We start from the raw sequence: 23,184 nt of genomic DNA, 5'->3' as shown, positions 1-23,184 counted from the left end.
CTAAACTGGAAGGGATATTTTGGGATCTTTCATCATTCTGAATAAAAAAGGGAGAAACAATGCTCTGGTCTTTCCTCGCTGTCCTTTTCTCCGGCTGGCTCTATGTCGATGCCACCTATCGCGGCCCGCAGTGGCAACGCTGGTTGTTTAAACCGGTCACCCTGCTGCTGTTGGTGGGTCTGGCCTGGCAGGCACCGGTGCTGCAGACCACGGACTACCTGATTCTGGCGGGGCTGATCGCAACCCTGATCGGTGATGCGTTGACGCTGCTGCCGCGTCAGCAGATGCTCTATGCCGTAGGGGCCTTTTTCCTGTCGCATCTGCTCTATACGCTCTGCTTCGCCGCCAGCATGACCATGACCTTCTTCTGGCCGATCCCGCTGACGCTGCTGATCATCGGTGTCGCCCTGATTGGCGTGCTGTGGAGCCGACTGGAAGATCTGCGCTGGCCCGTCTGCACCTTCATCGGCATGACCCTGGTCATGACCTGGATCGCCACCGAGCAGTACTTCTTCCGTCCGACGGATTACAGCTTCTCCATCATGGTGGGTTCAGCGCTGCTGCTGCTGGCAAACATCATCTGGTTTGTCTCTCACTACCGTCGTCGCTTCACCGCCGACAGCGCCATCGTCGCCGCCTGCTATTTTGCCGGTCACTTTATGATCGTGCGCTCCTTGTGGGTGGTGTGATAAAAGCGGCTTGACTCTGGAGTCCACTCCAGAGTGTAGGATAAGGGATGAGCTGCATGGCTCATCCCGCTCTTCTTACGCTCCGGAGGTCATATGCACCAACATCACGCCTGTGGCTGTGGCAAACCCCGTGCCAGTCACGCTGCAGCAAAACCGCTGTGCCAGGTTCGCCAGGCCCGTCCCCTCTCCCTTTCTGTTCATGCTGCGACACCCGTAACGGCTGATACGGCAGGCTGCTGCTGTGAAAGCAACAGCAGCCCTGGCACGGAGGCCGACGCCGCAGAGGAAAGCGACCGGCGAGACGCCGGTTCCCCCTTTAGCTGGCAGGTCAGCGGGATGGATTGCCCCGGCTGCGCCCGCACCATTGAGACGGCCGTGCGCCAGATAAGCGGCGTCACCGACGCCCGCGTCCTGTTCAGCAGTGAGAAGCTCGTCGTCAGCGCCAGCCAGGATGTCCGGAACGCTGTCGAACAGGCGGTCAGAAAAGCCGGATTTGAGCTGACGGCCTCATCAGCCTCCTCAGTCACTCCCGCCGCCCGTCCGGGCTGGCAGCAAAACCGGATGCTGCTTTTACTGGCGCTGCTGGTGCTGCTCAGCAGCGTTCTCGGCCAGTTCGCGCCCGCCTGGGGGGATCGGCTGTTTGTGCTGACCACGCTCATCGGGCTGGCGCCGGTGGCACGCGGCGCCTGGCAGCGCCTGCGCAGCGGTTCGCCGTTTACCATCGAAACATTAATGACGCTGGCCTCGGCGGGCGCGCTGATCATTGGTGCCCACGCCGAAGCGGCGATGGTGCTGCTGCTGTTTCAGCTGGGTGAACAGCTGGAAGGCTATGCCGCCGCCAGAGCGCGCAGTGGGGTGACCCGCCTGATGGCGTTACGGCCTGAATCCGCGATCCGCCTGCAACAGGGTCAGCGCACGGAAGTTCCCCTCGCGGCGCTGCGCCCCGGCGATCGGATTGAAGTGGCGGCGGGCAGCCGACTGCCGGTCGACGGCCGGTTAATCAGCCCGCTCGCCAGCTTCGATGAGAGCGCGCTGACCGGTGAGTCACTGCCGGTCACGCGAGCCAGCGGCGAAACGATCCCCGCCGGTGCCACCAGCGTGGATCGCCAGGTGGAGCTGGAAGTGGTGTCGGAACCGGGTGAAAGCGCTATTGACCGTATCCTGCAGCTGATTGAAGAGGCGGAGACACACCGTGCTCCGGTCGAGCGCTTTATCGACCAGTTCAGTCGTCTCTACACGCCGCTGGTGATGCTGCTGTCGCTGCTGGTGATGGTGGTGCCGCCCCTGCTCGGCGCAGGCGACTGGCAGCCGTGGATCTACAAAGGCCTGACCCTGCTGCTGATCGGCTGTCCCTGTGCGCTGGTGATCTCCACCCCTGCGGCCATTACCTCCGGGCTGGCGGCGGCAGCACGGCAGGGTGCGCTGATCAAAGGCGGCGCGGCGCTGGAGCGGCTGAGTTCGCTGCGCAGAGTCGCGTTTGATAAAACCGGCACCCTGACGCCGGGCAAACCGCAGCTGACACAGATCCTGCGGTTTGGCGCGGTCAGTGAAGCGGAGATGCTGGCGCTGAGCGCCGCAGCCGAACAGGGAGCGACCCATCCGCTGGCCAGCGCCATTGTGGCGGCCGCCCAGGCGCGTCATCTGCCGATGCCGGATGCACGGGATCAGCAGGTTCTGGCCGGGCGCGGTATCCGGGCCCGGGTAGCAGAGCAGCAGATTGAACTGCTGACGCCCGCTCATGCGCCAGGGCTGACCGCACAGCAGCGCAGGCAGATTGCGCAGCAGGAGGAGGAAGGTAACACCCTGGTGGTGCTGATGCGCGACGGTGAGGCGCTGGGTGCGCTGGCATTGCGCGATCGGCTGCGCAGCGATGCAGTGGCGGCCATTCAGGCGCTGAACCGGCTCGGCATTGAGAGCCTGATGCTGACCGGCGATAACCCGCGCGCCGCCGCGACGCTCGCCCGCGAGCTGGGGATCGATTATCGCGCCAGCCTGCTGCCCGCCGATAAAGTGGCCGCTATCCGTGAGCTGAGTCAGCAGCAGCCGCTGGCGATGGTCGGGGATGGCATCAATGATGCACCGGCAATGAAAGCAGCAACGCTGGGCATTGCCATGGGCAGCGGCACCGATGTGGCACTGGAGGCGGCCGATGCGGCGCTGACGCGGAATCAGCTCACGCAGCTGGCCCCGATGATTGCGCTGGCGCGCCGGACACGCCGCATTATCCGTCAGAATATCGGCATTGCGCTGGGGCTGAAAACAATTTTTCTGGTCACGACCCTGCTGGGGCTGACCGGACTCTGGCTGGCGGTGCTGGCGGATTCCGGTGCGACCGCGCTGGTGACGGCCAACGCGCTGCGCCTGCTGCGCCACCGCGACTGAGCGCGCAGCGCTGGCCAGGGGCCGGGGATAACAGCGGCCGGTGCGGCTGGGGTTATCCCGTCATCCCTTTGCGGATCAGAAACTGATAGGGCAGCGTCTCCGTCTGCTGCGCCAGCAGACCATGTTCCATAAAACGGCAAAAGCCGGGAATATCGCGGGTTGTGGCGGGATCGTCGGCGATAATCAGTAAGGTCTCACCCTCCTGCAGGCCACGTACGGTTTTGCGCACCATCATCACCGGCTCCGGGCAACGCAGGCCGCGGGCATCCAGCTGATGGTCGGCAGAGGAAAAAAGATCGCTCATATTCAACTCGCTTCAGGTCAGGGGCGCTCATTCTAGCGCGTGCTGACCGTGACGCAAGGCGATAACGATTGCGCTAAAATTAACCATTGCATAAAAAGCACAACGCGGTAATATGCCGCCGCTTTTTGCTCATAAAACTGCCTGGCACCGCCCGAACGGTGTCCCGCAATGGGTTCCCTCACCCCAACATTAAAAAGGTTGACTATGCTCGCATTTTCTTCGCGTCAGCGCATGTATGCGCTTTTCTGGTTGTCGCTGTTTCACCTGCTGGTGATCACATCGAGCAACTACCTGGTTCAGCTGCCTGTTTCTGTCTTTGGCTTCCACACCACGTGGGGCGCGTTCAGCTTCCCGTTTATCTTCCTGGCGACCGATCTCACCGTGCGTATTTTTGGCGCACCGCTGGCCCGTCGTATTATCCTGGCGGTGATGATCCCGGCGCTGTTTATCTCTTACGGCGTTTCGTCGCTGTTTTATCAGGGAGAGTGGCAGGGCTGGCAGGCACTGAAAGAGATGAACCTGTTCGTGGCTCGCATCGCCTGCGCCAGCTTTATGGCCTACGCGCTGGGCCAGATCCTCGACGTTCACGTCTTCAACCGGCTGCGCCGCCTGCCGCAGTGGTGGGTCGCACCGGGCTGTGCCATGTTCCTGGGGAATATCAGCGATACGCTGGCCTTCTTCTTTATCGCCTTCTATAAAAGTCCCGATGCGTTTATGGCGCAGCACTGGGTGGAGATTGCGCTGGTGGATTACAGCTTCAAGGTGCTGATCTGCATGGTCTTCTTCCTGCCCGCTTACGGCGTGCTGCTTAACGCCGCGCTGAAACGTCTGGCTGAACGCCAGACTGCCCGCCAGGTAAATTTCGGCTAATCCGCCATACATTTTTCCGCCATTACCCGCTAAGATCTTCTGACAATCATCAGGTTGCGTTTGCAGCCTGATTCCTGTTGTACTGATGCCTGACCGGAAATTTAAAAAGGGATTCTGATGCGTAACCTGGTGAAATATGTAGGAATGGGCTTACTGGTTCTGGGCTTAGCAGCCTGCGATCAGAAGAAAGATGACGCGGCGAATGACAACGGCGTCAGCGCCAGTCAGTCGGCGCAAACCGTGACGCTGATGGATGGCAAACTGAGCTTCTCACTGCCGCCAGGCATGTCAGACAAAAGCGGCAAACTGGGTTCGCAGACAACCAATATGCATGTCTATGCGGATGAAACCGGAGCCCGCGCCATCATCGTGATTGCCGGTGAGCCGACCAGCGAAGCGCTGGATGTGCTGTCGCAGCGTATGGAGCAGCAGCAGCGCAACCGCGACCCGCAGCTGCAGGTGGTGTCGAACAAAGCGGTAACGCTGAAAGATCAGCCTGCTCAGCAGCTGGATACGGTGATCTCTGCCAACAACCAGACCTCCTGGTCTTCGGTGGTGCTGGCGAAGGTCGACGGCAAGCTGGTGACGCTGCAGATTACGCTGCCAGGCGATAATCAGCAGCAGGCGCAGAGCGATGCTGACAACATCGTGAAGAGCATCTCGCTGAAATAAGCCGATCGCTGGCCTCTCTGCATTGCAGGGAGGCCAGCATTCTCAGAGCTGTTTATAACCCCGCATTCTCACGAATATATTTTCGCGCTTTGACTGCATATTCAAACGGATTGGCCAGTGCCGGGTCCTGCTCCGCTTCCACGACCATCCAGCCCTGATAGCCATACTCATCCAGAATTTTAAACACCGGCTTAAAGTCGATTACGCCATCGCCCGGAACGGTGAAGGTGCCCTTTTTCACCCCCTCCAGGAAGGAGAGGTGATTCTCGCGAACCGCCGCGACCACCTCATCACGTACATCCTTGAGATGAACATGGAAGATGCGCGGCAGATAGTTCTCCAGCACCGCCAGCATCTGCTGCTGTGACCCCTCGGAGTAGTAGATGTGGCCGGTGTCATAGAGCAATCCGACCCGATCGTCGGTCATGGCCATAAAGCGGTCAATCTCTTCAGTGGTCTGAATGCCGGTGCCCATATGGTGATGCAGCGTGACGCGCATCCCCTTCTCTGCCGCCAGGCGTGCCAGTTCGTTATAGCCATCGGCCGTTAACTGCCACTCCTCATCACTGAAAATGGGTTTCTGCTCAAACACCGCCAGCGGGGTGCCCTGAATACTTTTGCTCTGCTCAGAGCAGCCAATCACCCGTGCGCCCATCGCATGGAGAAAGTTCATGTGATTGATGAACTCATCGATGGTTTTTGCTTTATCGCCGTTGGCGAAGAAGGTACTGAACCAGGCGTTGCAGATTTCAATGCCGCGGATATCGAGCATCGGTTTCAGGATCGCCGGATCGCGCGGGTATTTGCTGCCCACTTCACTGCCGGTAAAACCCGCCAGCGCCATCTCACTGACGGTCTGCTGAAAGGTGTTTTCATGGCCGAGATCCGGCATGTCATCGTTGGTCCAGCCAATCGGCGCGATCGCCAGCTTTACATTTTCTTTGTTCATCATCTTATTCCCGGACGGAGCGCGGCGAGGCCGCATACAGGGCTGAATCAGCGATAGAAATCAGGACGTGGCGGCATCTCTACCGGCTCAATCGCCCCGCTGTTCTGCGCTTTGATGCAGGCATCGGCGGCCACCGAGGCGGCAAAACCATCCCAGGCCGAAGGGCCGGTCAGCTGGCCCGCTCTGATGTCATTAATAAAGGCCTGCAGCTCCACGTCATACGCCTCGATAAAACGATCTTTCCAGTCGACCAGGATCGTATTCGACAGGCGAGCCTCTTTGCGCAGTTGCACAGAGGAGGGTTCGGGCAGACGCGCAATGCCCTCCTCCCCCACCACTTCACACTGGATGTCATAGCCGTAGGCGCAGTTCACAAAAATCTCGACGTCGATGCGCACCCCTTTCCGGGTTTCGAACAGAACAATCTGTGGATCTTTCAGCTGCCCATGCGTCTTCGATGTGACGCGCGGGAAGACCACCTGCACCGTTTTGTAGTCATCATTTGTCAGCCAGCGCAGCACATCCAGCTCATGGATCAGGGTGTTGGTGATCGCCATCGGCGTGGTGTAGTTCTCCGGCACCGTCGGGTTGCGGTGCGCGCAGTGCAGCATCAGCGGCTCACCAATATCGCCATCGGTGATCACTTTTTTCAGCGCGCGGTAGCCTGCATCGTAAGGCCGCATAAAGCCGACCTGCACCAGCCGTTTTCCCGCCTTCATCTCCGCCTCCACCACCCGGCGGCAGCCTTCGGCACTCATCGCCAGCGGCTTCTCGCAGAACACCGGCTTTCCGGCGGCAATCGCCGCCAGGGTGAACTCTTCATGGGTGGGGTCCCATGAGGTGACCAGCACCGCCTCGACATCCGGTGACTGAATCACGTCGTGACCGTTCTGGAAAACCTCCGCTTCAATGTTCAGGCGCTGCAGGGCGGCACGCGCACCCTCGACATTAATGTCAGAGACCGCCACCACCTGTGCCCCCTGCAGCACATGGCTGCAGCGACGAATATGTTCCTGACCGATTGCACCTGTACCGATGACGCCAAGTTTCAAAGTCATAATTACACCTGTGTAGGGTTCGTACGGAGAAGAGGAAAACGGGCCGCGATACGGCCCTGAAATTAATATTTTCGCGCCTGGCCGAGATGCGTATTGAGCTTGTCCGCTACCGCCTGGGCGCGTTCGGTCTGCGAAGCCTGCGCCACCCCGACATGCCACCAGCTGAAATATTTGTGGATCATGGTTTTTGGCAGCACTTTGATGTCGATAAGGGTAGAAATCGTCTGAGTGCGGGCATCTTCCAGCGCCGCCCTGAGCTCTTCAAGCGTGGTAACCCGGTAGGTCTTACAGCCATAGCCTGCAGCAATCGCGGCGAAATCGACCGGGATAAAGCCGCCATCGAGCCTGCCCCCTTCCGGGTTGCGGAAGCGGAACTCGGTGGTGAAGCTGTCCATGCCATGTTCCATCTGCAGGTTATTGATGCAGCCGTTGGTCATGTTATCCAGCAGCACCACGTTGATCTTCGCCCCCTCCTGAATGGAGGTAACCAGTTCGGAGTGCAGCATCATGAAGGAGCCATCCCCGACCAGCGCATAGACCTCACGCTGCGGCTGAGCGAGCTTCACGCCCAGCGCGGCATTGACTTCATAGCCCATGCAGGAGTAGCCATATTCGACGTGATAGGCGTTGTAATCTTTGGTGCGCCAGACGCGCTGCAGGTCACCCGGCAGGCTGCCCGCCGCCGCCACCACCACCGCTTCTTTGGGCAGCTGTTCATTCAGGGTGCCAAGCACGCTGCTCTGCGTCAGCCAGGAGTGGGTCAGCTGGTTAAACTCAGCAAACACCGCGTCGCGGTCGAGATGATCCGCAATCTCCGGCACAAAGTCGCCATCATGCCAGGCCACCTGATAGACGCGCTGCGTCTCTTTCAGCAGCTGGCTCTGCGCCTCTTCAATCTGGCTGCCCCAGTCGTTACTGTAGTGCTGTGATGCCAGCCCGGCGGTGAGCGCCGTCAGCCCCTCACGGGCATCGGCCAGCAGCTGCACGCCATCCAGCTTGTAGCTGTCGAAGTTGCTGACGTTGATGTTCAGGAAGCTGACATCAGGATGGCGGAAAATCCATTTGGAGGCGGTGGTGAAGTCGGTATAGCGGGTGCCGATGCCGATCACTAGATCGGCCTCTTTCGCCAGCAGGTTAGCGGCCAGCGAGCCGGTTTCACCGACGCCGCCGACATTCAGCGGATGGTCAGAAACCAGCGTGCCCTTGCCCGCCTGGGTTTCCGCAAAGGGGATCTGATAGCGCTCGGCAAACTGGCGCAGCGCCTCACCCGCCTCAGAATATTTCACCCCGCCGCCGCAGATAATGAGCGGTTTACGCTTGCGGGAAATCAGGGTCAGCGCATCCGCCAGCTGCGCGGCGACGGGCAGGCGGCGATCGAGCCGGTGCACCCGTTTCTGGAAGAAGTAGTCGGGGTAATCCCAGGCTTCGCCCTGCACATCCTGCGGCAGCGACAGGGTAACCGCACCGGTTTCAGCGGGATCGGTCAGCACCCGCATGGCGTTGATACAGGCGGACATCAGCTGCTCCGGACGGCTGACGCGGTCCCAGTATTTGCTGACCGCGCGGAACGCATCGTTGGTGCTGATGCTGAGGTCGTAGCTCTGTTCAATCTGTTGCAGCACCGGATCGGGCTGGCGCGTGGCGAAGACGTCGCCGGGCAGCAGCAGCAGAGGAATGCGGTTGGCCGTCGCGGTGCCCGCGGCGGTGATCATGTTGGCTGCACCCGGTCCCACTGACGAACTGCAGGCGATAATCTGCCGACGCAGCGACTGACGGGCAAAGCCCGTAGCGGCATGGGCCATCCCCTGCTCATTACGCCCCTGCCAGACCACCAGATCGCCGCTATCCTGTTCCAGCGCCTGGCCCAGCCCCAGCACGTTGCCATGACCGAAGATGGCGAAGATGCCTTTAACGAATTTCGTCTCAGTGCCATCAACATCAATGAACTGGTTATCCAGAAATTTAACCAGCGCCTGTGCCGTGGTCAGTCTGATTGTGCCCATATGCTTTTCCTTTACATGCTGGCGGACCCCAACTCCCGTAACACCGCGCCAGGCGCTGTCATCGGCGGAAAAGGCGACCGGAATAACTGAAACGTGAGGCGATTATAAACAAATATATTTTTCATAAAACACGCTTACAGAAGAAACATTTCATTTTGCGAGTGAGATCAAATTTAGCCGCTGCGTCAGCCCTGGCGGGCTGTCGCGAGGGTGAAAAGCGGAACGTTTAGCCATGAGCAGGGTACGATAAAAAAATTCATTCCGTTGCCACCGCCTGACCGAACGGCACGCCAGCAGGTGCGTTCGCCTTCATACCCCTGCTGCAGCGGGCATCATCCTCTCAGCAAGCAGGCGGAGAGAGGAGATTCAGGATTTTTACCTGGTTCACAAATTTGCGATGGATATTTCATTTCGCATTGAATGTGGAATTTTTATTCCTCATACTGCCCTCATCGCCAGTCAGGCTCTTACAGACCCGAACGCAGCGCGCATCTGACGTCGCGCGTTTTGCCCGCCGGCTCTGCCAGTCACAGAAGGAAACCACAGGTATGAATGCACAACAGAAGCCGCTTGATGTGATTTGTATCGGGCGTATTGCCGTTGATTTTTATGGTCAGCAGATTGGAGCACGGCTGGAAGATGTCACCTCCTTTGCGAAGTATCTGGGCGGATCGTCAGGCAACGTCGCCTATGGCACCGCGATTCAGGGGCTGAAATCGGCCATGCTGGCGCGGGTCGGGGATGAGCACAATGGTCGCTTTCTGCGTGAAGAACTGCAGCGCGTCGGCTGTAACACGGATGCGCTGATTACCGATCCGCGGCGCCTGACCGCGCTGGTGATCCTCGGCATCAAAGATGAAGAGACTTTTCCGCTGATTTTCTACCGCGATAACTGCGCGGATATGGGCCTGGTGCCGGATGACGTGGATGAGGCTTTCATTACCTCAGCCCGCGCCGTGGCGGTGACCGGAACCCACCTCTCCCATCCGCAGACCCGTGAAGCGGTGCTGAAAGCGCTGCAGATTGCCCGCCAGAACGGCCTTCGCACCGCGCTGGATATCGATTACCGCCCGGTATTATGGGGGCTGACCTCGCTGGGTGACGGTGAAACGCGTTTCATTGAATCCTCCCAGGTGACGCAGCAGTTGCAGGAAGTGGTGCACTATTTCGATCTGATCGTGGGCACCGAAGAGGAGTTTCACATCGCCGGTGGCAGCACGGACACCCTGACCGCGCTGAAAAATGTGCGTCAGGCGAGTCAGGCGACGCTGGTCTGCAAACGCGGTCCGCTGGGTTGCGTGGTGTTTGAGGGAGCGATCCCGGATAGCTGGGAAGAGACCCGCCTGCACACCGGCGTGCGCGTCGACGTGCTCAACGTGCTGGGTGCAGGTGACGCCTTTATGTCGGGACTGCTGCGCGGCTGGCTGAATGATGAAGGCTGGGAGCAGGCGTGCCGTTACGCCAATGCCTGTGGGGCGCTGGTAGTCTCACGCCACGGTTGTGCACCCGCCATGCCGACCAAAGCCGAACTGGATGATTTCCTGAGCCGCGACGATGCGGTGAAGCGCCCCGATCTCGACAGCCGTCTGAATCATCTGCACCGGGTCACCACCCGCAAACAGCAGTGGCCGGAGCTGAATGTTTTTGCCTTTGACCACCGCAAACAGCTGGCGGAGATGGCACAGGAGGCGGGCGTGGAGGCCAGTCGGATCCCACCGCTGAAGCTGCTGCTGCTGAAAGCTGCTCAGCAGGCTGCCGAAGAGGCGGGGTTAGAGAATAAAAGCGGGATTCTGGCGGATACCACCTACGGGCAGAAAGCGCTGAATGCGATTACCGGTAAGCAGTGGTGGATTGGCCGTCCGATTGAGCAGCCCGGCTCGCGTCCGCTGCGTCTGGAGCATGGCAATATCGGTTCGCAGCTGATCGACTGGCCCGCCGAGCATGTGGTGAAGTGTCTGGTGTTCTACCATCCTCACGACAGTGCAGAACTGCGCAAAGAGCAGGATGATCTGATACTCGACGTCTGGCAGGGCTGTAACAAAAGCGGCCATGAGCTGCTGCTGGAAGTGATCCTGCCTGAGAGCAATCCGGACAGGAATGAAGCCTATTACGTGGACATTCTGCGCCATTTTTACACTCTGGGCATCCAGCCTGACTGGTGGAAACTGCCGCCGCTGTCCGCAGCGTGCTGGGAGGCGATCGGCACGCTGATTGAGCAGCAGGACCCGTACTGTCGCGGCATTCTGCTACTGGGTCTGGATGCGCCCGAAGAGACGCTGAAAGCGGGCTTTGCCGCAGCGGCCAGCGCGCCCTGGGTAAAAGGCTTTGCGGTGGGCCGGACTATTTTTGGTCAGCCTTCACGCGAGTGGCTGCAGGGGGAACTGGACGATCAGGCGCTGATTGCGCGCGTCAAAGGTAACTATCTGCGGCTGATTGAATACTGGCGCGCGGCGCGCGCCTGATGCTGTTCTGCTAAAAGCCGCTTTGAGAAAGTGCAGGCGCCGGGAACACGGTCAGATCGGAAAGACGCGACACCCGCCATCCATGGCATGCTCGGCCCGCGTCATCCCTGACGCGGGACGCTTTCCTCTTCTGACCGTGTTCCCGGCTCATCTGGCTGATGCGTTGTTGCCAGATAGATCCTGACCGTGGTTTCTCACCCGCCACAGATATTTAACGCCGGTTTTCACCCGCTTATCGCCTGTGAAGAGGCGCGTTCCGGGCTCTCAAACCAATCTGTGAACCATTTCATAAAGCCATGAAATAAACCGCGCGATTGACGCAAACAAATGAAATTTTCCATCCATCTGATACTATAGCGCTCATTATACAGCCATTATTCTAATTATTCGGGCAGAAGTGATGAACAATAATCCCACCCAACTTTCCCTGTTGCAGGACGATATTCGTCGCCGCTACGAAACGCTGAGCAAACGTCTTAAACAGGTTGCGCGCTACATTCTTGATAACAGTAACAGTATTGCGTTTGATACCGTCGCCTCGATTGCCCAGCAGGCCGATGTGCCCCCCTCTACCCTGATTCGCTTTGCTAATGCTTTTGGCTTCAGCGGTTTCAACGAAATGAAACAGGTTTTTCGTCAGCACCTGATGGAAGAGACGGTCAACTACACCGAGCGTGCGCGTCTGTTCCGTCAGACATCCACCGATGACAACGCCAGCGCCCCTGAGAGTCCGTCCGAGATCCTCAATGTCTTTACGATGGTAAACAGCCAGGCGCTGCAGCAGCTGGCGATGCAGGTGAATCCTGAACAGCTGAACAAGGCGGTAAAACTGCTGAGCGAGGCAGAGAACATCTATGTGATTGGCCTGCGCCGCTCCTTCAGCGTCGCCTCCTATCTGGTCTACGCGCTGCGTCATCTGGAGCGGCGCGCGTTTTTGATTGATGGCCTGGGCGGGATGTTTACCGAGCAGCTCAGCCTCGTTAACCCTAAAGATGTGGTGATTGCCATCAGCTATTCACCCTATGCGCGTGAAGCGGTCGAAGTGGTGGAGATGGGCGCCCGACGCGGCGCACATCAGATTGCAATTACCGACAGCCAGGTCAGTCCGCTGGCCGCCTTCAGCGACGTCTGCTTTGTGGTGCGTGAAGCCCAGGTGGATGGCTTCCGTTCACAGGTTGCCTCTCTCTGCCTGGCGCAGACGCTGGCGGTGTCGCTGGCGCTCAACAACGCCGGCACCAGCTGATTTCAGGGCGCAAAAAAGGGCAGCGTGACCCGCTGCCCTTATAGCTGAGAGACTGCTTTTCTGACGCCGCCGTAGGCTAGGTGTTACGCGGATAATTCTCGCTGTTCACCCAGGCGTGATCTTTCTCCCAGGTAAACTTCCACAGCCGCACAGGCCCCGCCATCACGTTCAGATAGTAGTTGTTGTATCCCGCCAGCGTCGCAACCGGATGATAGCCGCGCGGCACCATCACCACATCGCGATTGTAAGGTGCCATACAGGCATCCAGTGAGCGATCGTCGGTATAAACGCGCTGCATGGCGAAGCCGGGTTCCGGATCGAAACGGTGATAGTAAGTCTCTTCCAGAAGGGTTTCGTTTTCACTCTCTTCATCATGCTTGTGGCTGGGGTAAGAGCTGGTGTCGCCCTCATTGGTATAAACCTCGACCACCAGCAGGCTGTCAGCCGGTTTGTCATCGGGCAGAATATTGTGCACCAGACGCTGATTGCGCCCTTTGCCGCGATGCTCAACGCCCACGTCTGCGGGCGTAATCAGTCGTGCAGGCAGATGACCGTGACCGGGGGCGCTGCAGACCGCCAGCTCCAGATCGCTGTCCGCGTAAACCACCACCTCATCATCGTGCGGCACATAAACGGAGTAAGGCGGCACGCGCTCAAAGGGCGACATACGCTGACCAATCCCGGGAAACGCCGCGTGACGGGTTTTCACCGAGGCGAGTCCGGCCACCAGCACCAGACACAGCTCTTTATCTCCGCTGGTAAGCTGCAGGGTTTCCCCTTTTTTCAGCAGATAAGCATCAAACCCGACATAGCGCCAGCCAGCGCGTTCAGGCGTCACATGCTGAATACGACCCTGCGCATCAGGGGCCTGGGCTTTCGACAGTAAAGACATCCTGATCCTCCTCTCTGTCACGGTTATCGCTGCAGTTGCCGCGCGGGCGTGACGTGCAGCCCGCCTGCGAACAGAAAGAGCGGCAGAGTGATCTGCCGGTCGCGCATCCTGCCAGCGTGGAAATAAATCAGCCTAAGGTCGGCATACTGAATTCAGACACGGTCTGCTGACCGGATGGCCAGCGCACGGTGGCGGTTTTCATGCGGGTGTAGAAGCGCACGCCATCCGGCCCGTGCACGTTGAGCGCGCCAAACACCGAGCGCTTCCAGCCGCCAAAGCTGTGGAATGCCATCGGCACCGGAACCGGCACGTTGACGCCCACCATGCCCGCTTCAACGTTCTGCACAAAGTCACGCGCGGTGTGACCGTTGCTGGTAAAAATGGCGCTGCCGTTGCCAAACTCATGGCTGTTAACCAGCTGCAGCGCACTGTCGTAATCCGCCGCGCGCATGATGCTCAGCACCGGACCAAAAATCTCTTCACGCCAGATCACCATGTCAGAGGTGACGTTATCAAACAGCGTGCCGCCGACGTAGTATCCCTCAGCATGCCCTTCGACCTGGACATGACGCCCATCGACCACCAGCTTCGCGCCTTCCTGTTCGCCTTTGTCTATGTAGCCCAGCACCTTCTTCTGGTGCGCCGCTGAAACCACCGGCCCCATCTCATTCTCCAGAGCCCCCTGATTCATACCGGGGCCGATGCGCAGTGCCTGCACCAGCGGGGTCAGGCGGGCAATCAGCTTGTCGGCGGTATCATCGCCCACGGCGACCACGACCGGCAGCGCCATGCAGCGTTCACCGGCAGAACCAAAGGCACCGCCCATGATGGCGTTGACGGTGGCATCCAGATCGGCATCCGGCATCACGATGGCGTGGTTTTTCGCCGCGCCAAATGCCTGCACCCGTTTGCCATGCGCGCTGGCGGTTTTGTAGATGTGCTCAGCCACGCCGGAGGAACCGACGAAGCTGACGGCAGCGATACGCGGATCTTTGTAGAGCTGCTCCGCGTCTTCATTTGAGCTGTGCACCACGTTGAAGACCCCATCAGGCAGGCCCGCCTCGGTCAGCAGTTCAGCCATCCGCACAGACGCCGAGGGGTCCAGTGCCGGTGGCTTGAGAACAAAGGTGTTGCCGCAGGCCAGGGCGATCGGGAACATCCAGAGCGGCACCATCGCCGGGAAGTTAAACGGCGTAATGCCCGCCACGACGCCGACCGGCTGCATCAGCGAATAGCTGTCAACGCCGCCGCCGACGTTAGGGGAGTATTCGCCTTTCAGCAGGTGCGGGATGCCGCAGGCAAACTCAATCACTTCAATGCCACGCGTCAGTTCACCCAGCGCATCAGACCAGACTTTGCCATGCTCAGAAACAATCAGCGCTGCCAGCTCGTCACGATGCTGCTCCATCAGGGCCTTAAAATTGAACAGGACACGGGCACGGCGCAGGGGCGAGGTTTTCGACCATTCGGCAAAGGCCGCATGTGCGACGCCAATCGCCTGAGCCACTTCATCGGCGGTACTCTGCGTCAGTTCACGTACCACTTTGCCGGTTGCCGGGTCGTAAACAGGAATGGTTTCGTTGCTGGCGCTGAACGTAATTTTGCCGCCAATAAAGTTACCTGTGATTGTCATGATGTTGCCTCTTTAGATGGTTAAGTTCCCTGCAGACGAACCATGCGACCTGCCGCGCTGCCTGACCAGGCAAAGCTGAAAGCGTGCTATGAAGCTATTTCATTGGAATAAATTTTTCAAATAATTCTTTTTGGAAGATTTGCTTTTAGCGGCACAGATCGCATTTTCTCCGTCGGCTTGCGCCTGGCGCGCTCCTGACGTCCGGAGAGCGCCCGTTGCCGCAATCCCCAGCCCGGCAGGCGCGGCTTAAGACCATCACGGCGCGGTTCTCTGCGGGATAAACCCCGCGAGGCAGCACCCGGCTGAAACGAAATATGAAATTAATGCGAGGCAGATCCAATAATCTCTATTTCATAATTCACTATTAATGAAATAAATGTTTTCTTTAGTCGTAATCTTCTTCTGTTTCGGGGTAATCACATGGCTATCGATCCGACCCGTTTCTGTATCAACCGCAAAATTGCTCCCCGGCTCTCGCTGGAGGCCTTTTTTCAGCTGGTTCATCGCCTGGGGCTGAGCAAGGTTGAGTTGCGTAATGACATGCCGGGTGGCAGCGTGACAGACGATCTGACGCCCGACCAGCTGCGCGCCCTGACCGACAGATATCAGATTGATATCGTCACCATTAATGCGCTCTATCCGTTTAACCGTATTGATGACGATCTGCTGACCCGCGCAGAGCTGTTGCTGCAGACCGCACAGCAGACGGGTGCGAAGGCGCTGGTGATGTGTCCACTGAATGAGGGGATTGCCCTGTCGCCTCAGGAGACGCAGGCGGCGATACAGCAGCTGGCGCCGCGCTTTGAACACTATGGCATTCAGGGGCTGGTGGAGCCGCTGGGATTCCCGGTCAGCTCACTGCGCTCGGCCGCAGAGGCGCAGCGACTCATCGCCGCCGCAGGCGTACCCTTTAAGCTGGTGCTGGATACCTTCCATCACCATCTCTATGAAAAGGCGGAAGAGGAGTTCCTCACGGGTGTCGACGTGCAACAGATTGGGCTGGTGCACCTGTCGGGCGTGGAAGATCGTCGGCCCACCGCTGAGCTGACCGATGAGGAGCGCATTATGCTGAGTGACAGCGATGTGCTGAACAGCGTCGTGCAGGTTAAACGGCTGGAGATGCTGGGCTATAAGGGGATCTACGCCTTTGAGCCCTTCTCAAGCCAGCTCAACAGCTGGACACCGGATGAAACGGAACGGCAGATCCGCCACAGTATCGAACTGCTGCAGGCCTGAACCCGGTGTTGGCAGGCGCTGAAAAGATGGCTGGCCCGCCCGGGCGCGTTTTACGGCGCAGTCTCGTCGGCTGCCGGTGACAGCGCCTGACGCCGTTGCAGGCGCAGCGTGCAGACAAACGCAACGCAGACCAGCAGCGCCGTGAGCAGATACACCTGCGACACGCCTGCATAGTTCATGATAAATCCGGCGATCGGCCCGGTAATGCCCAGCGACAGATCCATAAACGCGGTGTAAGTCGCCAGCGCACTGCCCTGATTCTGCTGCGGCACCACCTTCACCGCGACGACTCCCAGCGCAGGGAAGACCAGCGAAAAACCGGCGCCGGTCAGAAACGCGCCCGCTTTTGCCATCCAGGGGTCGCCCGCCGCCGCGACCAGAAAGAGTCCGGCAGCTTCCGCCGCCAGGCAGAGGCTGGCAACGCGCAGGCCGCCGTGGCGGTTAATGGCATTCGGGAACAGCAGGCGCGTGCCAACAAAGGCGGCACTGAACAGGGAGAGGGCAAAGGCGGCACCCTCCCAGCCTTTATCCTGATAGAACAGCGTAATAAAGGTGGCGATAACCCCGAACCCCGCCGAGCCCATCGCCAGTATCGCGCCAAAGCCGGCAATTTTTCCCAGCACCGCACGAAACGGCAGCGGCCTGGCCCGGCTGGCTTTGACGGCCGGACGCGGTACGGCGCAGACAATGCCCGCCACGCAGATAGCGACAATGACCAGCGACAGCCAGAGCAGGCCACCCGCCCGGAAGATCACCACGCCGAGCGGCGCGCCAATCGCCATCGCGCCATAGGTGACGATGCCATTCCAGGAGATGACCCGGCCAATATGCAGCGAACCGACCCGCGCAACGCCCCATAACGAGGTGCCGGTGCCGGTAAAGCTCTGGCCCAGACCCAGAATCACCCGTCCCGCACAGAGCAGCGTCAGGCTTGTCATCGGCGAGTCGCTCAGCGCCGCCAGCAGAATACAGAGACCGCTGATCAGGCAGCCCACCAGCCCGATCACCACGACCTTCTTTGGTCCCCAGAGATCGGCGTAACGCCCGGCGTGGGGGCGACTCAGCAGCGTCGCCACATACTGCAGGCTGATCACCACACCCGCCCAGAAGGCGCTGAATCCCAGCTGGTCATGTACCCATCCCGGCAGCACCGCCAGCGGCAGACCGATAGTGAGATAGCTGGCAAAGTTATAGGCCACAATAGAGAGGATCAGCAGCGTGAGACGGAAGTTGCCGGTTGGGGTGGCCGGTTCCACTGTGGGCTGTTCAGGCATAAGAGATCCCGCTCGTATCAGGCTGTATGATAAGGTTTATCCGTCGACTATACCCGCTTTCACCGCTGACGTATCGGCGCTGCGCCGTCAACCAGCCGCAGCGTGCCGGACAAAAACCCTGCCGCGAAAGTGGAGTGTGGTGGCGCTGATTAAGGCCCCCTTCTGCCGCCGCGCTTTACCGTTTCTCTGATAAATCAGATTGTTAATTTTCTTTCAGCTACACTGTCAACAGCCAATTTACGTCACGGGAGAGGGAATGAGCGAGCTGCAACGGGAAAAGATCGGACAAAATATTCTGATCAAACTGGCAATGCTGGTCATTATCCTCGCCGGGGTGCGGGCAGCGTCCGACATTCTGGTCCCGCTGCTGCTGGCGGCTTTCTTGGCCATTGTACTCAACCCGCTGGTGACGATGCTGATGCGGCGTGGCTTCCGCCGCGGGCTGGCGATCGGGCTGGTGATCACAGTGATCTTCTGCGTCATGGTGCTGCTGGGCGCCATCATCGCCAGCTCAATGAGCGAGTTTTCCGATCTCTACCCGCAGCTGCGCGCCACCATGGAGCAGAAAATGACGGTGCTGCAGCATCTGGCCGCGGGCTTTCATCTCAACATCTCAACCGACGTTCTGATCAAACATTTCGACCCCAACACCATGATGAATCTGGCCACGGTGGCGCTGAGCGGCTTTTCCGGCGCGATGACTAACACCGTGCTGCTGGTACTGACTGTCGTCTTTATGCTGTTTGAGGTCCATCACCTGCCCTACAAAATGCGTAACGCGCTGGTGAATCCTAAGATTCGCATCGCCGGGCTGCACAAAGCGCTGAAAGGGGTGACCCACTATCTGGCGCTGAAAACTCTGGTGAGCCTGATCACCGGCGTGGCGGTCTGGCTGACGCTCTTTCTGCTGGATGTGAAGTTCGCGCTGCTGTGGGGTGTGGTGGCGTTTATCCTCAACTTCATTCCCAACATCGGCCCGATCATTGCCGGTATCCCGCCCTTCCTGCAGGCGCTCCTGCTGAACAGCCTGTTTGATGCTGCGATGGTGGCCGCCCTGTTTACGGCCATTCATATGGTGTTTGGCAATATGCTGGAACCGCGCCTGATGGGGCGGGGTCTGGGCCTGTCGACGCTGGTGGTGTTCCTCTCCCTGGTCTTCTGGGGCTGGCTGCTGGGCCCGGTTGGCATGCTGCTGTCGGTGCCGCTTACCAGCATCACGAAAATCCTGATGGAAACCACGCCCGGCGGCAGCCGTCTGGCCATTCTGCTGGGCACCGGACGACCTAAACGGGTGCGGGGCTTAACCAAGTAAGCGCTGCTGGACGTGCCGCAGATGGTTCTCCATGGCCTGACGGGCAGCCGCCTCATCCCCCGCCACGATCGCGCTGGCAATCTGCTGATGGTCAGCGTTCATCTCCAGCGCAAAGCTGTTATCAGCAAAATGGCGCTCCAGCCGCTCGACATGGGGGCTGTGGCGCTTGTTCCAGAGCTGTTCCAGCAGGTCGCGCAGCACATCATTGCCACTCATCTCGCTGATCAGCAGGTGGAAGCGTTTGTCCTTAGCCAGAAAGGCGGCATCGTTTTCCTGATGCTGCTGCAGCTCAGCGGCCAGCGCCAGCAGGGCCGCCCGCTGTTCCGGCGTACCGTTTCGGGCGGCAAAGCCCGCCAGCATCCCTTCGAAGGCTTCACGGGCCTGCAACAGATCCTGCAGACTGCAGGCCTCACTCTCCTGCGTAACTCCGGCCTGCGGCAGCGGCTGGGCGACAAACACCCCGGTGCCGGTGCGGATATCGACCCAGCCGGTCATCTCCAGCGCAATCAGCGCTTCACGCACGGATGATCGGCTGACGCCCAGCTGTTTTGCCAGCTCGCGCTCCGGCGGCAGCAGCCCGCCAGCGACAAAGTCACCGCGCGTGATACCGGCCATGATGGCGTTGGCTATCTGACGGTAGAGCCGCTCCGTTTTAATGGCTGCCAGGGTCATTGTCCTCTCCTCCTGTCCTGCTCAATCGGCCCGCTGGCCGATGCAGTTTATGATGCTGCGATCCGGATCACGGCCTTGTTTTGCACACTATCATACTCTTGGTCCAGCGGCCTGACCACTGGGCCACATCACAGTTAAGGAGCAAACATGGAACATACCTGGCGATGGTACGGCCCGAACGATCCGGTTTCACTGGATGATGCGCGTCAGGCAGGCGCGACCGGCATCGTTACCGCACTGCATCACATTCCCAACGGCGAGATCTGGCCGGTTGAGGAGATCAAAGCCCGGCAGGCCCTGCTGGCGGAAAAAGGGCTGGTCTGGTCAGTCGTGGAGAGCATTCCGGTTCATGAAGCGATTAAAACCCAGCGCGGCGACTACCTGCGCTATATCGCCAATTATCAGCAGTCGATCCGCAATCTGGCCGCCTGCGGCATTGATACCGTCTGCTATAACTTCATGCCGGTGCTGGACTGGACGCGGACCGACCTCGCCTGGACGCTGCCCGATGGCGCTAAGGCGCTGCGCTTCGATGCCGACGCGTTCGCCGCGTTTGAACTCTGCCTGTTAAAACGTCCGGGTGCAGAGCAGGACTACAACGCGGCCGAGCAGCAGGCGGCCAGAGCGCGCTTTGCCGCGATGAGCGAGGACGAGAAAAACACGCTGGTGCGCAATATCATCGCGGGCCTGCCCGGCGCCGAAGAGGGGTACACGCTGGAGCAGTTTCAGGCGCAGCTGGCGCAGTATGACGGCATCGACAAAGCAAAACTGCGTGAACATATGGCGACCTTCCTGCGCGCCATCGTGCCGGTGGCGGAAGAGGCTGGCGTAAAACTGGCGGTGCACCCGGACGATCCACCGCGTCCTATCCTGGGCCTGCCGCGCATTATCTCCACACAGGAAGATATGCAGTGGCTGAAGGAAACCGTCGACAGCCTGCATAACGGATTCTGTTTCTGCACCGGCTCCTACGGCGTGCGGGCCGACAATGCGCTGGTTGAGATGGCGGAAACCTATGCCGACCGCATCAACTTTGTCCATCTGCGCGCCACGAAGCGTGAAGAGAATCCCGCCAGTTTCCATGAGGCGGCGCATCTGGCGGGGGATGTCGATATGGTGGGAGTGATCCGGGTCATTCTGGCCGAAGAGCAGCGCCGTCGTCGGGCGGGCAACCTGCGGGCCATTCCTATGCGCCCCGACCACGGCCATCAGATGCTGGATGACCTGCATAAACGCACCAACCCCGGCTATTCCGCCATTGGCCGCCTGAAAGGACTGGCTGAACTGCGCGGGGTGGAAGTGGCGCTGAAGCAGATCTTTTTTACTGACTAATTCTTCATTCACGCGCCCGCCCTGCGACCGTCCCGTGACGGCGCAGGGTCTTTCGCCCACCGCTGCGCATCGCCCGTTATCCCTCGCGTCCTGCCTGCTGAATTTGTGTCGCTGAATCGCAATAAAGACAAAACAAACGTCACATAAATGACACGCACTGTTCGATAATTGACCTGAGTCAGTCTGATTGATTGCAAAAACGCTAATCTGCTCCGCCCGGAGAGATGTTATTCTGCGCAGCGGATTAGCGCCTCCTGATAACACCAATAATATTCAGAGGATTTTGCGGTGCCGCTACTGAAACGAAAACGCGACTACGCCAGGCTGGTGATTATTATCTCCGGCCTGCTGCCTCTGGTTATTGGCCTGTTTTTTACCGCACTGGATGCGCGCCACACCGTTCATCAGCAGCAGATGAGCGCGGCAGAAACCCTGCTATCCCAGGCGGAGAGAATGAGCGACAGCGCCTGGAATATGATTACCGAGCTGCGCCAGTTTGATCAGGTGCCCTGCAGCCAGATTGAAAACCAGCTGCAGCGCATCGGCTCGCTTAATCCCTATTTTCGCGCTATCGGTAAAATGGAGCAGGGAAAAATTGCCTGTTCATCGGTGTATGGTTCACGTCCTGCCCCGCTGAAAGCGATGATCCTGCGTGATGCCCCCGTCACCGGTAAAGCCTGGTGGAGCCTGTCGATTGCCGGTACCGCCGGTGTGCCGACGCGTCCCGCCGTGATTTTTGTGCGCGACCTGCCCGACGGCGAAAGTTTCTGGGCGGTAATCGATGGGCAGTATCTGATCGATTTTATGCGCGCCATCAGCAGCACCCATCGCTACCATTTCAGCATGGATTTCAGTGACGGCGCGCCCATCTCCTATGGCGATCCGCAAATCGCCGCCGACAGCTGGTTCAAACCGTCGATTTATCAGGCATCCTCCCAGCGCTATCCGCTGACGGTCACGCTGATAGCCTCGCCCACGGAGCTGATTTCGGCCTGGCGTCAGGTGATGTTTATCATTATGCCGATGGCGGCAATCTTCTCTATTCTGCTGATGATGATAATGGCGAACTGGCTGCAGCGACGTATTTCCTGGCGCGATGAGATCCGGCGCGCTATCGCCAGCGGCCAGTTCAGGGCGCACTATCAGCCGGTCTATGACAACCGGCTGCAGCGCTGCGTCGGTGTTGAGGCGCTGCTGCGCTGGACAACCCCGGACGGCAACGGCGTGCGGCCGGATATTTTTATCGGTGCCGCAGAAGCGGAAGGCATGATTGTGCCGCTGACCCGCCACCTGCTGGCGTTGGTCGCAGAGGATGTCCGGAGCTGGCAGGTAGAGCCCCATTTCCACCTGGGAATTAACGTGGCGGCGGAGCACCTGCAGCATCCTGACTTTGTCGACGATATGCTGCACTTTGCTGAACAGGTCAGGGATAAGCAGTTCCTGATTACGCTGGAGCTGACCGAGCGCAGCCTGATCAAAGAGGGCGCGGCGGTGGCACGCAAACTGGAACACCTGCGTCACTGCGGCATGAAAGTCGCGATTGACGATTTTGGCACGGGTCACTGTTCGCTGGGCTATTTACAGACCTTCACGCTGGATTATCTCAAGATTGATCGGGGCTTTATCAACACCATCGAGTCGCTTGAGGGCAGAACACCCGTTCTGGATGCCATTATCCAGCTCAGTCATGAGCTGGAGCTGGAAGTCCTGGGCGAAGGGGTCGAAACCGCCTTGCAGTTCCGTTATCTGCAACAGCGCGGCGTGGTCTTTATTCAGGGCTACTATTACGCGCGCCCGCTGGACAATGCGGGACTGATCGCCTGGCTGGCCGAACAGGGCGACCAGCCCGTGGAGCCGGACCTGGCCCTTACGACCTGACCGGCTACCGGCGTCTGACGACAGAACGCCGATAGCCGATTGGCCCGTCGCGATTATCTTTTTTGTCAGGGTCATCTTCTTCGCGCTCCCTCCCTCCTCCAGCCCGTCATTTCTCCCGTCCGGAAAAGCGTGAGGACCGCCGCTCAAGTGCTGAAAAAAGCGGCGGTCGTAACGCAGAGTGATAATTTTTTTGCGGAGATAAATAGCCTTATCAGTGGCAAAAAGAGGCTACATGTAGCCCAAACATGACAGATATCACACAAAAACGGTATACTCTGTCGCTGTTCGCAATAATCACAACAGTAATTATTGTGTTAACGGGC

The 23,184-nt window shown here is 59.2% G+C and carries 18 protein-coding genes; 10 read left to right on the top strand and 8 right to left on the bottom strand.

The annotated features are described in order from the left end of the window. Positions 1–59 precede the first annotated feature (59 nt). Positions 60–689 (top strand): lysoplasmalogenase, encoded by a 630-nt coding sequence (locus HFD97_RS13960; RefSeq protein WP_009087807.1) that lies wholly within the window; start codon positions 60–62, stop codon positions 687–689. 93 nt (positions 690–782) lie between these two features. Then, positions 783–3,071, top strand: coding sequence for a zinc/cadmium/mercury/lead-transporting ATPase (locus tag HFD97_RS13955; RefSeq protein WP_167432108.1), 2,289 nt, complete (start codon positions 783–785; stop codon positions 3,069–3,071). 52 nt (positions 3,072–3,123) lie between these two features. Here HFD97_RS13955 and tusA read toward each other — a convergent pair whose 3' ends face one another. After that, positions 3,124–3,375 carry a sulfurtransferase TusA gene (gene tusA / locus HFD97_RS13950; RefSeq protein WP_167432109.1) on the bottom strand — a complete coding sequence of 84 codons (252 nt, stop codon included), beginning with the start codon at positions 3,373–3,375 and terminating at the stop codon, positions 3,124–3,126. A gap of 204 nt (positions 3,376–3,579) precedes the next feature. Between tusA and HFD97_RS13945 the strand changes: the two genes are divergently transcribed. Further along, positions 3,580–4,245 carry a 7-cyano-7-deazaguanine/7-aminomethyl-7-deazaguanine transporter gene (locus HFD97_RS13945; protein WP_009087813.1) on the top strand — a complete coding sequence of 222 codons (666 nt, stop codon included), beginning with the start codon at positions 3,580–3,582 and terminating at the stop codon, positions 4,243–4,245. 117 nt (positions 4,246–4,362) lie between these two features. Then, positions 4,363–4,917, top strand: a complete 555-nt coding sequence (locus tag HFD97_RS13940) for a DcrB family lipoprotein (protein ID WP_009087815.1) — start codon at positions 4,363–4,365, stop codon at positions 4,915–4,917. Between the two features lie 52 nt (positions 4,918–4,969). Here the strand turns inward: HFD97_RS13940 and iolE are convergent, their stop codons facing one another. The 3 genes from iolE to iolD all read right to left on the bottom strand — a co-directional run bounded on the left by iolE (position 4,970) and on the right by iolD (position 8,927). Then, positions 4,970–5,866 carry a myo-inosose-2 dehydratase gene (gene iolE / locus HFD97_RS13935; protein WP_009087817.1) on the bottom strand — a complete coding sequence of 299 codons (897 nt, stop codon included), beginning with the start codon at positions 5,864–5,866 and terminating at the stop codon, positions 4,970–4,972. A gap of 47 nt (positions 5,867–5,913) precedes the next feature. Further along, the gene (locus tag HFD97_RS13930; RefSeq protein WP_009087818.1) at positions 5,914–6,924 is read right to left on the bottom strand and encodes a Gfo/Idh/MocA family protein; all 1,011 of its coding nucleotides are present in this window, start codon (positions 6,922–6,924) and stop codon (positions 5,914–5,916) included. 62 nt (positions 6,925–6,986) lie between these two features. After that, positions 6,987–8,927, bottom strand: coding sequence for a 3D-(3,5/4)-trihydroxycyclohexane-1,2-dione acylhydrolase (decyclizing) (gene iolD, locus HFD97_RS13925; RefSeq protein WP_140925627.1), 1,941 nt, complete (start codon positions 8,925–8,927; stop codon positions 6,987–6,989). 548 nt (positions 8,928–9,475) lie between these two features. Here iolD and iolC point away from each other — a divergent pair. Both iolC and HFD97_RS13915 read left to right on the top strand, forming a co-directional pair. Next, a complete protein-coding gene (gene iolC / locus HFD97_RS13920) occupies positions 9,476–11,389 on the top strand; it encodes a 5-dehydro-2-deoxygluconokinase (protein WP_167432110.1) in 1,914 nt (637 codons plus the stop codon). A 400-nt stretch (positions 11,390–11,789) separates the two neighbouring features. Further along, positions 11,790–12,632: a MurR/RpiR family transcriptional regulator gene (locus HFD97_RS13915; RefSeq protein WP_009087824.1), complete on the top strand. Its 843-nt coding sequence runs from the start codon at positions 11,790–11,792 to the stop codon at positions 12,630–12,632. Between the two features lie 76 nt (positions 12,633–12,708). Here the strand turns inward: HFD97_RS13915 and iolB are convergent, their stop codons facing one another. Both iolB and HFD97_RS13905 read right to left on the bottom strand, forming a co-directional pair. After that, positions 12,709–13,524, bottom strand: a complete 816-nt coding sequence (gene iolB, locus HFD97_RS13910) for a 5-deoxy-glucuronate isomerase (protein WP_111207856.1) — start codon at positions 13,522–13,524, stop codon at positions 12,709–12,711. 127 nt (positions 13,525–13,651) lie between these two features. After that, entirely contained in the window at positions 13,652–15,157 is a 1,506-nt protein-coding gene (locus HFD97_RS13905; RefSeq protein ID WP_009087827.1) for a CoA-acylating methylmalonate-semialdehyde dehydrogenase, read from the bottom strand. A gap of 420 nt (positions 15,158–15,577) precedes the next feature. Between HFD97_RS13905 and HFD97_RS13900 the strand changes: the two genes are divergently transcribed. Continuing rightward, the gene (locus HFD97_RS13900) at positions 15,578–16,393 is read left to right on the top strand and encodes a TIM barrel protein (protein ID WP_167432111.1); all 816 of its coding nucleotides are present in this window, start codon (positions 15,578–15,580) and stop codon (positions 16,391–16,393) included. A 50-nt stretch (positions 16,394–16,443) separates the two neighbouring features. Here the strand turns inward: HFD97_RS13900 and HFD97_RS13895 are convergent, their stop codons facing one another. Continuing rightward, positions 16,444–17,667 (bottom strand): MFS transporter, encoded by a 1,224-nt coding sequence (locus HFD97_RS13895; protein WP_046100760.1) that lies wholly within the window; start codon positions 17,665–17,667, stop codon positions 16,444–16,446. 256 nt (positions 17,668–17,923) lie between these two features. Between HFD97_RS13895 and HFD97_RS13890 the strand changes: the two genes are divergently transcribed. After that, positions 17,924–18,979, top strand: a complete 1,056-nt coding sequence (locus HFD97_RS13890; RefSeq protein ID WP_167432112.1) for an AI-2E family transporter — start codon at positions 17,924–17,926, stop codon at positions 18,977–18,979. Here the strand turns inward: HFD97_RS13890 and HFD97_RS13885 are convergent. Then, entirely contained in the window at positions 18,968–19,651 is a 684-nt protein-coding gene (locus HFD97_RS13885) for a FadR/GntR family transcriptional regulator (RefSeq protein ID WP_111207853.1), read from the bottom strand. The genes HFD97_RS13890 and HFD97_RS13885 overlap by 12 nt on opposite strands. A gap of 147 nt (positions 19,652–19,798) precedes the next feature. Here HFD97_RS13885 and uxuA point away from each other — a divergent pair, with 147 nt between their 5' ends. Then, a complete protein-coding gene (uxuA, locus tag HFD97_RS13880) occupies positions 19,799–20,983 on the top strand; it encodes a mannonate dehydratase (RefSeq protein ID WP_167432113.1) in 1,185 nt (394 codons plus the stop codon). Positions 20,984–21,271: 288 nt separating this feature from the next. Further along, entirely contained in the window at positions 21,272–22,861 is a 1,590-nt protein-coding gene (locus HFD97_RS13875; protein WP_167432114.1) for an EAL domain-containing protein, read from the top strand. The last annotated feature ends 323 nt before the right edge of the window (positions 22,862–23,184 follow it).

The organism is Pantoea sp. EKM103V (genome assembly GCF_011800365.1).
Lineage (GTDB): Bacteria > Pseudomonadota > Gammaproteobacteria > Enterobacterales > Enterobacteriaceae > Pantoea > Pantoea anthophila.
This window is presented reverse-complemented; position numbering and strand designations above follow the sequence as displayed.